Origin of the sequence: Streptomyces sp. NPDC091371 (genome assembly GCF_040684275.1) — a bacterium.
In the GTDB taxonomy this organism is placed as follows: Bacteria; Actinomycetota; Actinomycetes; order Streptomycetales; family Streptomycetaceae; genus Streptomyces.
Genome location: NZ_JBFBFP010000003.1, coordinates 194,380 through 209,250 on the forward strand (window position 1 = coordinate 194,380; position 14,871 = coordinate 209,250).

Here is a 14,871-nt window from a genome sequence, read left to right on the forward strand (position 1 = left end):
ATCGGGCGGCTGCGCGGAGGCACCATACCCACGGACATGTGCACTGGCCAGGGCCAGTCGGCGAACAGATCCCGAACCCGACATGCCCTGCGGGCGCCGGGTAAGGTCCTTCTCCCGAAATCCCCAAGAGAAGGAAAAATCCGGAACCCGGACAAGTTTTCGTTCATCTTCCGAACGGACGGACGCAGCCGCCCAGACCACATCGCCCCTTCGGGGCAGCACCAGCCGGAGAGCCACCGCACATGTCGTACTCACCCGACGGGCAGCAGTACCAGCCGTACCGGCCGCAGGGGCAGAGCCCCCAGCCGCCCCACGGCGACCAGTACGGCGGTCCGTACGGACAGCCGCATCCTCCGTACGGACAGCAACCGCAGGCCCCGTACGGTCAGGAGCCCCGGTACGAGCACCAGCAGTACGGGGACCAGTACGGCTACGACCCCGAGCCCCCGCCCCGCAAGTCCCGGGTCCGCCGCTGGGTGATCGCCGGTGCGTCCGTCCTCGCGCTCGCCGGCATCGCGGCGCTCGTGATGAACCACTTCGAGATACCCCCGTTCACCGACAAGGGCTCCCAGGTGTCCTTCGGGCAGCCGCCGGCCGGTTCCGGCAAGAAGAACGACGCGGCCGCGCAGCCCGCGAGCTCCAAGATGCTGATGCCCACCGGCCCGGCCGCCGACTTCAAGAACTCGATGACCCTGCCGGACGGCACGCACGTGGCCGTCACCACGCTGGACGGCAAGAAGTCCGGCTTCAAGGGCAAGGTCTGGGTCTGGGCCCCCAAGGAGTACAACGACCCGAAGTTCGCCAAGAGCGGCTTCCCGGTCCTGATCGCCCTGCCCGGCGGCGCCGGATTCCCGACCAACTACTGGATGGGCACCGACCTCGGGCTCCAGACCAGCATCAGCAAGTGGTACGCGGAGGGGAAGAGCAAGCCCTTCCTCCTGGCCATGCCGGTGCTGAACCCGCAGCCGGACGACAAGGGCATCTACTGGGACGGCTCCGACATCCCCGGCCAGCCCAAGATGGGCACCTGGCTGACCGAGGACGTGCCGGACCTGATGAAGGCGAACTTCCGCACCGTCAAGTCCCGTGACGGCTGGGCCTTCATGGGCTCCTCCACCGGCGGCTTCGCGGGCCTCAAGGCCGTGCTCAAGCACCCGGACAAGTTCAAGGCCGTGATCGCCTCCGGCCCGGACATCGTCCCGGACTCCTCCCTGTGGAAGGGCTACGACAAGGAGAAGGCCGAGAACAACCCGGAGGTGCTGGCGAAGCAGCTCATCGACCGCAAGGGTCCGGACGTCTACCTCGCCTTCCAGGTCGGCGACAGCGAGAACAACAAGAAGACCCTGCCGGACGTGCAGAAGTTCATCGCCACCTACGGCAACAAGGGGCCCGTCCACACCGACCTGAGGATCATCAAGGGCGGCCAGCACAACGCGAAGACCTACGTCCCGAACATGGGCGAGGGCCCGATCCAGTTCATCAGCAAGGTCATGGAAGGGCCCGTCGAGTAGCCTCCGGTCCTTCCGCCCGCTCCTCCTTCAGCTCCGGCCCGCCGAACCTCCTCGGCGGGCCGTTGCCGTCCCAGGGCGCCCAGCCCGGATCCCCGAGGGCGGCGAACCGCACCCAGGCCGAGTGCATCTCCTCGGCCAGCGCCTGCGGGGTGTCCGGACCGGCCAGCCACGAGGCCTCCGGCACGCCCAGGGTGTCGAACACGAAGCCCAGTTCCAGTGCGTGACAGGCGCCGAGCCCCGGTACGCCGGAGGGCCAGCCGAACTCGTACACCCAGCTCGGCGCGGCTCGCCGGGCCCCGGCGAGCCGCCGCAGCGGGTCGCGCAGCAGGCTGTCCGTGAGCAGCTGCCCCGCGAGCTCGGCGGGGCTCGCCCCGGGCAGGGCGGCGCGCAGCGCCCGTACGTCGGCACGGGACTTGCCGCTGCGGAAGCGGGCCAGCGCCACGGCGAGCGGGCCGAGCCGGTCCAGGAGCCGCATCCCGCCCGTGGGGGCGAGCCACAGCCGGTACTCGTCGCTGGTCCAGCCCAGCAGCAGGGGCACCTCGCCGCGTGCCGCGGCCCCTTCGAGGGGGTCGCCGGGGAGCGTGTCCGGGTCGGCCACGAGACCGAAGGCGGGCCCGCCCACGAGCGGGCTGGACTTGCGGAGCACGGCGGCCTGCGCGACGAGCAGATCGGGCAGCTCGACGCCGGCGAACGCCCGCGCGGTGGCTTGCACCTTGAGCAGGGAGGCCATCCGCCGCACCATGGCGCGGACCTTGTCGCGCGGCAGCGCCTCGGGGGCCCCGCTCTGCAGGACGGCCTGGGAGAAGAGCCCGGCGGCACGCGGGGCGGCGAGCAGGGCGCCGGTGCTGATGGCACCCGCGGACTCGCCGAACAGGGTGACGCCGGCCGGGTCGCCGCCGAAGGCCTCGATGTTGTCGCGGACCCATTCCAGGGCGGCGATCTGGTCGAGCAGCCCGCGGTTGGCGGGGGCGTCGGGGAAGAGCCCGTAGCCGAGCACCCCGAGGCGGAAGTTGCAGGAGACGAGCACGACCCCGTCGCGCGCGAAGGCGGAGCCGTCGTAGACGGGCACGGCCGAGGAGCCCCGGGTGTGCGCTCCGCCGTGCAGCCACACCATGACGGGCAGGCGGGCCGCGGGCGCCGGGTCGGGCGTCCACACGTTGACGGTCAGGCAGTCGTCCCCGGGGATCCGCGGATCGGGCAGCAGGGCCGCGAAGGTGTCCGGGTAGGGCACCTTGGGCGCGGTGGGCCCGAAGGACCCGGCGTCCCGTACGCCCTCCCAGGCGGCCGGGGGCGCGGGCGCCGCGAAGCGCAGGGCGCCGACGGGCGGGGCGGCGTAGGGGATGCCCCGGAAGACGGCGTTCCCGTGGGTGTCCGTGCGGCCCTCCACCACGCCGGACCCGGTCCTGACCTGGGGCCGCGCGCGGCCGCCCCCACCCGGTGCGCTCATCTACTTCCTCCTGCTGTCGCGGTGCTCCGCGCACGGTCGCACAGCCCTCCGACGGGTGACAAGGCGTGACCGCCGCCGGGCCCCGGCTGGTTGGACGGGGCATGCGATCCCTGCGTATCCACCCCATCCTGCCCGCTCTGCTGCTGGCCGCGGCCGCATTCGCCGCCGGCGGCGCGGCCCGGGCCGTTGCCGCCGGGCCCGACTTCCAGTACGTCGGCCAGGACGACCGGCCCCACGGACTCTCCGCGCCGAGGGGCTGCGCCCCGGCGGAGGGCGGCGGCGGCCGCGCGGTCTCCAACAGGACTTCGGCCACGGCGACCTTCTACCGCGATCCGGGATGCACGGGCCGGGTGGTCGAGGTTCTGCGGCCCGGCACCGTCACCCAGGTGCGCCCGTACTTCGCCTCGGTGGCATTTGCCGTCACCGGGTAGGCGCAGCGGCCGTGACCCCTCGGCCCTCCCCGCGTTGTATGCCATGTCAATGCCGCAGATTCTGTGGCCCCTATATCTCACGAGGAGATCTTGATGTCGCGTATCGCGAAGGCATTCGCCATCACCGCTGTGGCCGGTAGCGCCGTGACCGCCGGCGCGGGTCTGGCTGTCGCCGATGCCGGAGCGCACGGTGCGGCGGCCCACTCTCCCGGTGTCCTGTCGGGCAACCTGCTCCAGGTTCCGGTGCACGTCCCCGTCAACGTCTGCGGCAACACGGTCAACGTGATCGCGCTGCTCAACCCGGCGTTCGGCAACACCTGCGTGAACGCCTCGGGCGGCCACGGCGACGACCACCACACCGAGGGCGGGGACTACGGCCACTGATCGCCTGATCCCTTGATCGTCTGATCGTCGAAAGGGCCCCCGCCGAGCGGCGGGGGCCCTTTCCGTCATCCGTTCTCAGGTCATTCGTAGCGGTACACGCCCCGATGGCTGAGCACCTCGCGCGGGGTGAGGTTCCACGGGGGCATCGGCTCGTCGAGGGCGATCACCCGCCCGCGCTGGAGGTCCTCGTACGGCAGCGGTGCGGCCGGCAGGTACCCGGATGCGGGGTGCTTCTCCTGCCAGCGGTCCCAGATCAGGTCGACGAAGGCGTGGTGCAGCCAGAACGCCGGGTCGTTGGGGGCCGTACCGCCCGTCATGTGGCCGCCGATCCACTGGTGGACCTTGTTGTGGTTGCGCCAGCGCTCGCTCCTGGGCGCGGCCCAGCCCTCCAGCTTGTTGCGGAAGCTGCCGCCGGAGGCGGTGGAGTTCCAGGGCGAGGAGTCGTAGGTCGGATCGTCGATCGCCCACTGGAGCTCGGCCGGGGTGGGCAGGGTGATCGGGTTCTGCGGCCGGCCCAGGTTGCGGGTGAGGAAGGCGGACTCCGTGATGCCCACCGTCACCGTCCAGTTGCCCTTGTCGTGGGCGAACGGGCCGGTCATCACCTTGCGGTCGCTCTCCCGGCCCGTGCCGCCGAGGAAGTCGTCGGCCCACAGGGAGGACACCGGGCTGGTGTCGGTGGTCCAGTCCCAGTAGGGGATGGAGACGCCGGGGTCCACGCGCTGCAACTCCTGCTCGAAGCGCAGCAGGTAGAGCCGGTGCCACGGGAAGAAGGACGGCGACATGTGCCCGACGCGGAGCTTGCGGTCGCGGTCGGGCACGAAGTACTTGTCGTGGGTGCGCACGAAGGAGTCGTAGGTGCCGTCGCGCTTCAGCTCCAGCACGGCCGCCGTGAACCGCTTCTTCTGGGCGCTGGTCAGGTTCCTCTGGTTCTGCCGGGTGTACAACGCGGAGCTCCTCCTGTTCCCGTACGTGTGTCAGCCGTGGTGCGGGGCCGCGAACGCCAGCTGGGCCGTGCCCAGTTCGTCGACTGCGGCGCGGGCCAGTTCCAGGGGCGTCGCGTAGGACTGGAAGTGGTTGATCCCGCTGAGGTAGCTGCCGTCTGCGCGGCGCATGACGTGCAGCGGCCGGCCGTCGATGCGGACACCCGCGAGGTCGACGGCGATGTGCCGGCCCCGGTAGGTCTCCTCCTCGGCGAGCGGCGCCGGGGTCAGGGTCTGCCGGGGGCGCCTGGCGCGCAGTACGGGGGCCAGGGCGGCGCCGGTACCGGCGAGCACGAGCGCGGTGAAGGCCGTACGGAGGACCGCGCGGCGGGTCAGTGGTGCGGCGGCGGTTGCTGCGGACGACATACGGGCTCCCTCGCTCGGTGGCCGGCGGCTACGGGTCTAACGCCGCGCGGCGGGCGAGGTCACCCTTGAGGGTGCTTGTAGAAGAGGGTGGTGGGGCGCAGGTTGCCGGCCGGGTCGGTGGCGTAGTCGGGAATGGTGCCGACCTCGGTCCAGCCCGCCCGGAGGTAGACCTGCTCGGCGCCGCTGCCGGTCTCGGTGTCCAGGAACAGCAGCACCACCCCGGCGCGGGCGGCGGCCGACTCGGCCGCGGCGAGCAGGGCGCCGGCGGTGCCCCGGCCGCGGGCCGCCGGATGGACCATGAGCTTGCGCAGCTCGGCGCGGTGGCGGCCGTTGGGCTTGGACTCCCGGTACCAGCTGACGGTGCCGTCGATGCGGCCGCCGCCGGTGCGGGAGACCCACAGCGCGAGGGAGCCCTCCTCCACGGCGGGCAGCAGGGAGTCCCACCAGGCGGCGGCGCCCGCGTGGTCGAGGCCTGCGAGGAAGCCGAGCGAGGAGCCGCCCTCGACGACCGCGAGGAGCAGGGCGGCCAGTTCGTCGCGGTGCGCACGCAGGCCGGTGGCGTCGAGGGGGCTGATGGTGGCCGTCATGCGGCCACCCTACGGATCAGGCGGAGGCGCGCTGGAGGCGGGGCAGGTGGAGGTCGCGGAAGATCGCGGCCATGCGGAGTGCGAAGACGAGGGCCGCGGAGCCGGCGGTGTTGAGGGTGTCCGGGGCCCCGGCCCAGTGCAGTCCCAGGTAGCAGGCGGCGCCGGCGAGGGCGGCTGTCGCGTACACCTCCTCCCGCAGCAGCAGCGGCGGCAACTCCCCGCAGAGCACGTCGCGGACGACCTCGCCGGTCACCCCGGTCAGGACGGCGAGGATGAGCACGGCGACGGGGGTGACGTGGGCGTCGACGGCGGCGCGGGCGCCGATGACGGTGACCACGGCCAGGCCGACCGCGTCGACGACCATGAGGGCGCGGTGCGGGAGGGTGCGCCGGCGGCGCAGGTGGAGCATGGTCAGGACGGCGACGGAGGCGATGAGGGCGAGCAGCAGCCAGTCGTGCGTCCAGTAGAGGGGGTGCCGGTCGAGGATGAGGTCGCGCAGGGTGCCGCCGGAGATGGCAGCGGCGAAGGCGAGGACGAGCCCGCCGAAGGGGTCCATGTCGGCGCGGTGCGCGGCGAGGACGCCGGAGGCGGCGAAGGCGGCGATGCCGAGGAGGTAGAGGGCGTGCAGCACGGCGCGGCCTCCTTCACGGGGTGTGCGGTGTGTCGGGCAACCCGTCGAGGGTGCCGGAGCACACCCGCACGTCGCATCGGCCGTTCGGCCGGTTCCCTGCCGGGGGCCGTGCGGGGTGCGCCCTGGCGCGGCGCAGCCCCGCGCCCGAGCCGGTCCCAGCCCGGGGAACTCCAGCCCCTCCGGCGATTGAGGAGCGGGGGCTACGGGGCCGGGAGTTCCGCGAAGTCGGCCACGAGGCCGCGGTGGTGGCCCGTCGTGCCCAGGGCCAGGGAGTCGGCCTTGGCCCGCTTGAGGTACAGGTGGGCCGGGTGCTCCCAGGTCATGCCGATGCCGCCGTGGAGCTGTACGCATTCCTCCGCGGCCCGGACGGCCACGCCCGAGCAGTAGGCCTGGGCCACGGCCACCGTGAGGGGGGCGTCGGGGGCGCCGGTGGCCAGCGCGTCGGCCGCCGCTCTGGCGGCCGCGCGCGCGGAGGCCACGTCGAGCCAGAGCCGGGCGAGGCGGTGCTTGAGGGCCTGGAAGGAGCCGACGGGCCGGTTGAACTGGTGGCGCGTGCGGACGTGGGCGACGGTCTCGGTCAGGCACCACTCGGCCAGCCCCAGCTGCTCGGAGGCCAGCAGGCCGGCCCCGGTGAGCAGCGCTCCGGCGACCGCCGCGCGGGCCGTGGCCGGGTCGGCGAGGCGGGTGCCCGGGGCCTGCCGCAGGGTGACGGTGGCGAGCGGCCGGGTCAGGTCCAGCGGGACCTGCCCGGTCAGCTCGGCCGAGGCGGCGGGGACGGCGTACAGGCCGGTGTCGGCCGGCACGAGGAGGACGTCGGCGGCCACCGCGTCGGCGACGGAGGTGACCGAGCCGCTCAGGGTGCCGTCGCCGGAGTCCCGGGCGGGGGCCGGCAGGGGGGCGCCCGGGGCGAGGGTGAGCGGTACGGCCGGTGCGCAGATCCGGCTGCCGGAGGCCAGCTCCCGTAGGAGGTCGGCGGCTTCCGGGGTGTCGCAGCCGAGCAGGATCTCCGTGGCGAGCACCGAGCTCGTCAGGTACGGCACGGGCGCCACGGCCCTGCCCAGCTCCTCCAGGACCACGGCGGCTTCGCGGTGGCTCGCGCCCTGGCCGCCGAGCTTCTCGGGGACGAGGAGGCCGGCGGCTCCGATGCCGGCGGCGAGGGTGTCCCACAGGGCCGGGTCGTGCGGCCTGCCGGTCTCGGCGCGGGCGAGGACGGCCGCGCTGTCGCAGCGGTCGGCGAGCAAGGACCGTACGGCCGAGCGGAGTTCCTCTTCCGTCTCGGAGTAGAGCAGGTCGAGGGTCATCGGGCCAGGTCCTTCCAGGGGAGGTCCTTGTCGTCGCGCGGCTCGGGGGGCAGGCCGAGGACGCGTTCGGCGACGATGTTGAGGAGGATTTCGCTGGTGCCGCCCTCGATGCTGTTGCCCTTGGCGCGCAGGTAGCGGTAGCCGGCTTCGCGGCCGGTGAAGTCGACGCCCTCGGGGCGCCGCATGGTCCAGTCGTCGTACGACAGGCCTTCCTCGGCCAGGAGTTCGACCTCCAGGCCGCTGATCTCCTGGTTGAGGCGGGCGAACGTGAGCTTCATGCCAGACCCCTCGGGGCCGGGCTGTCCGGCGGCCAGCTGCTGGCGCAGTCGTTCGCCGGTGAGGCGGGCGACTTCGGCCTCCACCCACAGTTCCAGCAGCCGCTGGTGGAGGGCGTGGGTGCGCAGTTCGGGGCGCTCGCGCCAGGCGGCGCAGACGGGTTCGATCATTCCGCCCTCGCGCGGGAGGCGCATGCCGCCGATGGAGACGCGTTCGTTCATCAGGGTGGTCCGGGCGACGGCCCAGCCCTCGCCGACGGCACCCAGGCGCCGGGCGTCGGGGATGCGGACGCCGGTCAGGAAGACCTCGTTGAACTCGGCCTCGCCGGTGATCTGGCGCAGCGGCCGGACCTCGACGCCCGGGGCGCGCATGTCGCACAGGAAGTAGGTGATGCCCTGGTGCTTGGGGAGCGTGGGGTCGGTGCGGGCGATCAGGATGCCCCAGCGGGCGGTGTGGGCGCTGGAGGTCCACACCTTCTGGCCGTCCACCACCCACTCCCCCGTGGACTCGTCGAGGACGGCGCGGGTGGCGAGCGCGGCGAGGTCGGAGCCGGCTCCGGGCTCGCTGAAAAGCTGGCACCAGACCTCCTCGCCGACCCACAGGGGGCGCAGGAAGCGGCGCTTCTGCTCCTCGGTGCCGTAGGCGAGGATCGTCGGCGCGGCCATGCCGAGGCCGATGCCGATCCGGCGCGGGTCGTTGTCGGGGGCTCCGGCGGCCTCCAGTTCGGCGTCGACGACGGCCTGGAGGGTGCGGGGCGCGCCGAGTCCGCCGAGGCCCTCGGGGTAGTGGACCCAGGCGAGTCCGGCGTCGAAGCGGGCGCGCAGGAAGTCGGCGCGGTCGGTGCCGGCGGGCGGGTGGGCGTCCAGCAGGTCCCGTACGCGGGCGGTGAGTTCTTCGGCGGACACGGTCATCGCGTCGCTCCGTCCATGGCCGGTACGAGCACCAGCCGGCCGGTGGTGGTGCCGTCGGCGAGGCGTTGTACGGCGTCGGCGGCCGCGGTCAGCGGGAGGCGTTCGCTGACGAGCGGTGTGACGGCCCCCTCGGCGGCGAGCCGGGTGAGTTCGGTGTGGCAGGCGAGGATGGCGGCGGGCTCCTTGGCGGCGTAGAGCCCCCAGTGCAGGCCGAGGACGGCGTAGTTCTTCACCAGCGCGTGGTTGAGCGCGGGGGCGGGGATGGTGCCGCTCGCGAAGCCGACGACGACGATCCGGCCCTCGAACGCCACGCACTTGGTGGAGGCGGTGTAGGCGTCGCCGCCGACCGGGTCGTAGACCACGTCGGCGCCGCGGCCGCCGGTGAACTCCTTGACCCGGGCGACGATGTCCTCCGCCGTGCGGTCGATGACCAGGTCGCAGCCGAGTTCCTCGGCGGTGCGGGCCTTGGCCTTCCCGCCGACGACCCCGATGACGGTGGCTCCGGCGGCCTTGCCGAGCTGGACGGCGGCGCTGCCGACCCCGCCGGCCGCGGCGTGCACGAGGAGGGTCTCGCCGCTCCGCAGGCGGGCGCGGCGGTGCAGGCCGAACCAGCCGGTCTGGTAGCCGATGTGCAGGGCGGCGGCCTCGGCGTCGTCGAGGGCGTCCGGTGCGGGGAGCAGGGCGCGCGCGGGCGCGGTGACGTACTCGGCGAAGCCGCCGTGCGGCAGGCTCGGGTTGGCGATGACGCGGCGGCCGTCCTCGGTCTCGGCGCAGACCTCGACGCCGGGGGTGAACGGCAGGGGCGGGCGGATCTGGTACTGGCCGCGGACGAGCAGCGCGTCGGGGAAGTTGACGTTGGCGGCGAGCACCTTGAGCCTCACCTCGCCCTCACCGGGCACCGGCTCGGGAACCTCTTCGAGGCGCATCGCCTCGCGGGGTTCGCCGGGGGTGTGTACGCGCCATGCCTGCATCCGGGGCCTCCAGCCGCCGTCGAGAATCACGCTCCGCGGGCATACTAAGCGGTCGCTTGATGTTCTGTGAACCCGTCGGGACCGCCGGGGGAACGACCCGGTCCGGGTTGACGCCGACGCCGTGCCGGAACGGTGCGGGGGCGGGCGCCGCGATCCGAGCTGCGCGGGCGGTCGGCGTACGCCCCTGGCGATCGTCCGCGTCCCGGGCATGGCCATCTCAGCGCCCGCACGCTATCGATGGGCGCATGGAGACCCCCCTGCGCGGGCTGCCCGCGCCACCCCCGCTCGGCGCCGCCGCCCTGCCTCCCGGTACGTACGCCGGGCAGGTGGTCCTCGTGACCGGTGGCGGCACCGGGCTGGGCAAGGCCGTCGCCGCCGAGTTCGCGCGGCTCGGCGCCGATCTGGTGATCGCGAGCCGGCGGGCCGAGCAGCTCAAGGCGGCGCGGGAGGAGTTGGCGGCCGTACCCGGCGCGGGCCGGGTGTCGGCGGCCGTCTGCGACATCCGGGACCCGGAGCGGGTCGCGGAGGTCTTCGACGCGGCCGAGGCGGCGTTCGGCCTCCCGGACGTACTGGTGAACAACGCGGCCGCCAACTTCCCCTCCCCCGCCGAGGACCTGACGCCGAACGCCTGGCGCGCGGTGGTCGACATCACCCTGACCGGCACCTGGTTCATGACCCGCGAGTTCGGCCGCCGCCACCTCGCCGCCGGCACCCCGGGGTCGATCGTGAACATCGGCGCGTCCTACGCGTGGACGGGCGGCCCGGGTTTCGCCCACAGCGCCGCCGCCAAGGCCGGGGTGAAGAACCTGGTGGAGACGCTCGCGGTCGAGTGGGGCCCGTACGGCATCCAGATCAACGGGCTGGTGCCCGGGCTGTTCCCGCACGCCGAGATGACCGAGGACATCCGGGGCGGCCTGGAGCGCGCCGCTCCCGACACCAAGACCCCTGACACCAAGGGCGGCCGGCAGCCCGCCCTGCGGGTGGGGGCGCCGCGCGAGCTGGGCTGGGCCGCGACCTTCCTGGCCTCCCCCTACGCCCGGTTCGTGACCGGCCACACGCTGGTGGTGGACGGGGCGAACTGGCAGCGCCGGGCCGTGGTCAACCCCCAGGTGGTCCCGGTCCGGGAGCAGCTGGGGCGCGGCCCGTTCGGCGGATAGGGCGTGCCTGTCGGAACAGGCAGGATCAGCCGCCCGTGAAGTGGGGCGGGCGGCGGGCCGCCTTGGCGCCGTAGCCCTCGCGGACGTCCTCCGAGGTGAGGGTGAGGGCGGCGGTCATCGCCACGCGGTCGAGGGCGGCGGGCAGGGCGGCGTCGGCGTAGGAGTCGATCCCCCGCTTGATCCCCTGCACCGCGAGGGGCGCGTTCGCGGCGATCTCCGCGGCCAGCGCGCGGGCGGTGGGCTCCAGTTCCCCGCCCGGGACGACCAGTTGGAGCAGGTTCAGCCGGTGCGCCGTGGCGGCGTCGATGCGGCGGCCGGTCAGGGCCAGGTACTTGGCCCAGCCGGCGCCCGCCTCGCGGGCGATGCGGAGGTCGCCGCCCGCGTCGACGGCCACGCCCAACTGGGCTTCCGGCAGGGCGAAGACGGCGTCCTCGGCGGCCACCCGGACGTCCGCCATCAGTGCCAGCTCGAAGCCGAAGCCGAGGCAGTGGCCCTGGACTGCGGCCACCACGGGCTGCGGGAGGCGGGCGAGCACGGCGAACCGCTCGTGGACCCAGCGGATGCCCTCGTAGTAGTTGCGGGTGCGCTCGGCGGCGGAGGCGCCGGTGATGGCGCCGCCCGGCGCGGTCACGTCGATCCCCGCGCAGAAGGCCCGCCCCTCGGCGCGCAGCAGCACCGCGCGCACCGAGGGGTCGAAGCGGATCCGGTCCGCGAGCAGGCCGAGCTGCCGGGTGGACTCCCAGCTCCAGCCGTTGAGCTTCTCCGGGCGGCACAGGGTGAGGACCGCGATGCCGTCCGCCGTGTCCAGCCGGATCCGCTCCTCGCCCTCCGCGATCTCCGTCGAAACGGTGTCGATCACCGGGCCCGCACCCCCTCCATACCTGACGAGCCGTCAGACTAGGGGTGGCGGGCCGGCCGGGGAAGACTCAGCGGGGGAAGACCTCGAACAGCACCGCCGGGCGGCCGCCGAACCGGGCCCCCGCCTGCGCGGCGACGCCGCCGAGGAAGCCGCGTACGTACTCCTCGGGGTCCTGGTCCGTCAGCACCTCGATGTACGCCTTGTGCTCCATGAGCGACTTCACGGCCCGCTCCATGCCCGGCCCGGCGTCGGCCCCGTGCGTCGGGGTGGTCGTACCGCTCACCGCGACCCAGCGCACCCCGTTCCAGGGCTCCAGGCCCTGTTCGGTCAGGAGCTCGGGGAAGATCCACCGGTTGCCCGCGTCGGCGGCCGCGTCCAGGGTGGCCCGGCCGACGGCCTTGTGGTCGGGGGTGTTCCAGAAACCGCCGCCCTCCGCACCGCCCCAGGTGTCGCGGTGGTTCATCGTGATGACCAGCTCGGGGCGGTGCCGGCGGATGGCCGCGGCGATGTCCCGGCGCAGGTCCAGGCTGTACTCGATCACCCCGTCGCGGTAGTCGAGGAACTCCACCTCGGACACGCCGACGACGGCCGCGCTCGCGCGCTGCTCGGCCTCGCGCAGCGGGGCGCATTCGGCGGGGGCGATGGTGTCGATGCCCGCCTCGCCGCGCGTGGCGAGGAGGTAGACGACCTCGCGGCCGCCTTCCGTCCAGTCCGCGATGGCGGCGGCGGCGCCGTACTCCAGGTCGTCCGGGTGGGCCACCACGGCGAGCGCGCGCTGCCAGTCGGTGGGCATGGGGGGCAACGGGGCCTGCTGATCGTGCTGTTCAGTCATACATCGCACAATAGGCGAATGGATCGTCATGGGCGGGTGGTGGCGCTGCTCGACGCCACCGGGAGTTTCTTCGAGCCGGCGCGCACCGCCTTCCCCGGGGCGGACGGGGCCGCCTGGGCGCGGGCCGCACAGCTGGATCCGGGCGCGGCCGGCCCGGACGGGTCCTGGGTGCTGGACTTCCGGTGCTTCGCGGTCGCCCGGCCGGGCGGCCGCTGGGTCCTGGTCGACGCGGGGGTCGGTCCCGCGGCCTCGCCCGCCGCCGCCTGGGCGCCGGTGCCGGGGCGGCTGCCCGCCGCGCTCGCGGCGGCCGGGATCGAGCCGGCCCAGGTGGAGGCGGTGGTCCTGACCCACCTGCACGAGGACCACGCGGGGTGGACGGCGGGGGCGGACCGGGAGCCGTGCTTCCCGGCCGCGCGGTACGTCGTACAGCGGGCGGAGGTGGCCGCGCTGGAGCGGGCGGACCCCGTGTGGGAGTGGACGGTGGCGCCGCTGCGGGCCGCCGGGCAGCTGCACGAGGTGGACGGGGCGCACCGGCTGTTCCCCGGCATCACCCTGCTGCCGACGCCGGGGCACACTCCCGGGCACCAGTCGGTGCTCGTCGAGCAGGGCGACGGGGCGCGGGACGTGCTGGTCACCGGCGATGTGCTGGTGCACGCCGTGCAGTTGGCCGATCCGGCGGTCCCCTACTCCCACGAGCGGGACCGGGCCGCCGCCCGAGCCTCGCGCGAGGCGCTGCTGGCCCGAGCGGTGGAGCGCGGCGCCCTGCTGGGCACCGCGCACCTGACCCGCGCGTTCGTGGAGCCGGGCTGATCCCCCCGGCTCAGGCCTCGTCCCGTACGAGGGCCAGCAGGCGGTCGAGGACGCGCGTCCCGCCCGCGCGCACTCCGTCGTGCTCGAACTCGTCCGTCACCCAGGTCCGCAGGCCGCGGATCGCGCGGGCGGTGCGCAGCGAGTCCGCGGTGTCCACGTACAGGTCGTCGTGGTACACGGCGGCGGCCACCGGCACCTCGTTGGCGGCGAGCCGGGCCGGGTCGTAGAGCGGCTGCCAGCCGGTGCGGGCGGCCAGCAGTTCCGCGGTCTCGCGCAGCGGGACGAGGGCCGGGTCGGTGGTGAAGTGCCAGGGGTGGACGGTCTCCCCGGTGAAGAGCAGCGGCTCGTCGCCCGCGAGGGTCTTGGCGGCGTCGAAGCGGGGCCGGTCCGCGTGCACGCGGTCGGCGGCCCAGGCGGTGGGCGCGGCCGGGTCCTGGGCGTAGATCGCCTCGTGCAGCAGGGCGTAGAGGGGGTGCCCGGCGAAGGAGAGCTGCGCGCGGACGGCCTCCAGGAAGGCGTCGGAGAGGGCGGGGCCGGCCGGGGTGGGGACGAAGGCGTCCTCGAGGAGGTGGTGCAGCTGGTGGCTGCCTTCGCCGACGCCCAGGAGGATGCCGAGGGACTGGAAGGCCTCCACGGTGAGGAGGTGGCCGCCGGGGAGTTCGGCGGGGCGCTCCGCGAGGTGGGCGGCGATCCGGCGGGCGCGCTCGACGTCCATCGGGTAGCGCGCGTAGTGCGCGAGGTTCTTGCGCTCCATGCGGGGGTACGCGGCCTCGTACACCTCCCGCGCGGTGGCGGTCAGCGAGGGCAGCCCGCCGGTGATCAGGGCAGCGGTGAGGCCCTCGGGCGCGGTCGAGAGGTAGTTGACCGTGCAGAAGCCGCCGAAGCTCTGGCCGAGCACGGTCCACGGCGCGCCGCCGGTCAGGCCGGGGCGGATGGCCTCGGCGTCGCGGACGATGGAGTCGGCGCGGAAGTGCGCGAGGTACTCGGCCTGCTGCTCGGGGGTGCCGCGCAGCGGCAGGGTCTGCCGGTTCGCGGGGGTGGAGCGGCCGGTGCCGCGCTGGTCGAGGAGCAGGACCCGGTAGTCGGTCAGCGCCCGCTCCAGCCAGGCCTGGCGGCCGATGAACCGCCGGGCGCCGAAGCCGGGACCGCCCTCCAGGTAGAGCAGCCACGGCAGGGTCTCGGGGTCCTTGTCCGAGGCGACGACCTCGCGGGCGTACAGCTCGATCCGCTCCCCGTCCGGGCGCGCGTGGTCCAGCGGGACGGTGAACCGGTGGTCGGTGAGGACCGTTCCGGGGTGGCGGTAGCTGTGCTCGACGGTCACGGACGGCCCCAGGGGTACGAGGTGCGGAGGCCCGCGCCCCGGCCGGATCGCGGCCGGGGGCGGGTGGAGTTCCGTCCGAGTCTAAGCCGGTGGCCC

Annotated in this window: 16 protein-coding genes; 5 read left to right on the forward strand and 11 right to left on the reverse strand. The window is 74.1% G+C overall.

Annotated features, from left to right (window positions below):
* The first annotated feature begins 242 nt into the window (after window positions 1–242).
* Entirely contained in the window at window positions 243–1,511 is a 1,269-nt protein-coding gene (locus AB0O21_RS06130) for an alpha/beta hydrolase-fold protein (protein WP_365166789.1), read from the forward strand.
* Here the strand turns inward: AB0O21_RS06130 and AB0O21_RS06135 are convergent.
* Window positions 1,489–2,958, reverse strand: a complete 1,470-nt coding sequence (locus AB0O21_RS06135) for a carboxylesterase family protein (RefSeq protein WP_365166792.1) — start codon at window positions 2,956–2,958, stop codon at window positions 1,489–1,491. The two genes, AB0O21_RS06130 and AB0O21_RS06135, sit on opposite strands and share 23 nt — an antisense overlap.
* Window positions 2,959–3,059: 101 nt before the next feature.
* On the opposite strand from AB0O21_RS06135, the gene AB0O21_RS06140 reads away from it, so the two are divergent.
* Both AB0O21_RS06140 and AB0O21_RS06145 read left to right on the forward strand, forming a co-directional pair.
* Entirely contained in the window at window positions 3,060–3,389 is a 330-nt protein-coding gene (locus AB0O21_RS06140; protein ID WP_365166795.1) for a hypothetical protein, read from the forward strand.
* Window positions 3,390–3,482: 93 nt separating this feature from the next.
* Window positions 3,483–3,773 (forward strand): chaplin, encoded by a 291-nt coding sequence (locus AB0O21_RS06145; protein ID WP_365166797.1) that lies wholly within the window; start codon window positions 3,483–3,485, stop codon window positions 3,771–3,773.
* An 80-nt stretch (window positions 3,774–3,853) separates the two neighbouring features.
* Here the strand turns inward: AB0O21_RS06145 and AB0O21_RS06150 are convergent, their stop codons facing one another.
* The 7 genes from AB0O21_RS06150 to AB0O21_RS06180 all read right to left on the reverse strand — a co-directional run bounded on the left by AB0O21_RS06150 (window position 3,854) and on the right by AB0O21_RS06180 (window position 9,796).
* Complete coding sequence (locus AB0O21_RS06150) at window positions 3,854–4,717, reverse strand: tyrosinase family protein (protein ID WP_365166799.1); 864 nt, start codon at window positions 4,715–4,717, stop codon at window positions 3,854–3,856.
* A 30-nt stretch (window positions 4,718–4,747) separates the two neighbouring features.
* Window positions 4,748–5,119, reverse strand: a complete 372-nt coding sequence (locus AB0O21_RS06155; protein ID WP_365166801.1) for a tyrosinase family oxidase copper chaperone — start codon at window positions 5,117–5,119, stop codon at window positions 4,748–4,750.
* Between the two features lie 59 nt (window positions 5,120–5,178).
* Window positions 5,179–5,706 (reverse strand): GNAT family N-acetyltransferase, encoded by a 528-nt coding sequence (locus tag AB0O21_RS06160; protein ID WP_365166803.1) that lies wholly within the window; start codon window positions 5,704–5,706, stop codon window positions 5,179–5,181.
* A 16-nt stretch (window positions 5,707–5,722) separates the two neighbouring features.
* Window positions 5,723–6,337, reverse strand: a complete 615-nt coding sequence (locus AB0O21_RS06165; RefSeq protein WP_365166805.1) for a trimeric intracellular cation channel family protein — start codon at window positions 6,335–6,337, stop codon at window positions 5,723–5,725.
* Between the two features lie 200 nt (window positions 6,338–6,537).
* Entirely contained in the window at window positions 6,538–7,638 is a 1,101-nt protein-coding gene (locus AB0O21_RS06170) for an acyl-CoA dehydrogenase family protein (protein WP_365166807.1), read from the reverse strand.
* Entirely contained in the window at window positions 7,635–8,825 is a 1,191-nt protein-coding gene (locus tag AB0O21_RS06175) for an acyl-CoA dehydrogenase family protein (RefSeq protein ID WP_365166809.1), read from the reverse strand. Before AB0O21_RS06175 ends, AB0O21_RS06170 begins: the two co-directional genes overlap by 4 nt.
* Window positions 8,822–9,796: an NADPH:quinone oxidoreductase family protein gene (locus AB0O21_RS06180; RefSeq protein WP_365166812.1), complete on the reverse strand. Its 975-nt coding sequence runs from the start codon at window positions 9,794–9,796 to the stop codon at window positions 8,822–8,824. The genes AB0O21_RS06175 and AB0O21_RS06180 overlap by 4 nt, the downstream gene beginning before the upstream one ends.
* Before the next feature lie 245 nt (window positions 9,797–10,041).
* Here AB0O21_RS06180 and AB0O21_RS06185 point away from each other — a divergent pair, with 245 nt between their 5' ends.
* Window positions 10,042–10,953 carry an SDR family oxidoreductase gene (locus tag AB0O21_RS06185; RefSeq protein ID WP_365166815.1) on the forward strand — a complete coding sequence of 304 codons (912 nt, stop codon included), beginning with the start codon at window positions 10,042–10,044 and terminating at the stop codon, window positions 10,951–10,953.
* A gap of 25 nt (window positions 10,954–10,978) precedes the next feature.
* Here the strand turns inward: AB0O21_RS06185 and AB0O21_RS06190 are convergent, their stop codons facing one another.
* The gene (locus AB0O21_RS06190; protein ID WP_365166818.1) at window positions 10,979–11,812 is read right to left on the reverse strand and encodes an enoyl-CoA hydratase/isomerase family protein; all 834 of its coding nucleotides are present in this window, start codon (window positions 11,810–11,812) and stop codon (window positions 10,979–10,981) included.
* A 67-nt stretch (window positions 11,813–11,879) separates the two neighbouring features.
* Window positions 11,880–12,644, reverse strand: a complete 765-nt coding sequence (locus AB0O21_RS06195) for a PIG-L deacetylase family protein (RefSeq protein WP_365166820.1) — start codon at window positions 12,642–12,644, stop codon at window positions 11,880–11,882.
* Between the two features lie 18 nt (window positions 12,645–12,662).
* Between AB0O21_RS06195 and AB0O21_RS06200 the strand changes: the two genes are divergently transcribed.
* Window positions 12,663–13,454 (forward strand): MBL fold metallo-hydrolase, encoded by a 792-nt coding sequence (locus tag AB0O21_RS06200; RefSeq protein ID WP_365166822.1) that lies wholly within the window; start codon window positions 12,663–12,665, stop codon window positions 13,452–13,454.
* A 10-nt stretch (window positions 13,455–13,464) separates the two neighbouring features.
* Here AB0O21_RS06200 and AB0O21_RS06205 read toward each other — a convergent pair whose 3' ends face one another.
* Window positions 13,465–14,775: an alpha/beta fold hydrolase gene (locus tag AB0O21_RS06205; protein WP_365166824.1), complete on the reverse strand. Its 1,311-nt coding sequence runs from the start codon at window positions 14,773–14,775 to the stop codon at window positions 13,465–13,467.
* Between the last annotated feature and the right edge of the window lie 96 nt (window positions 14,776–14,871).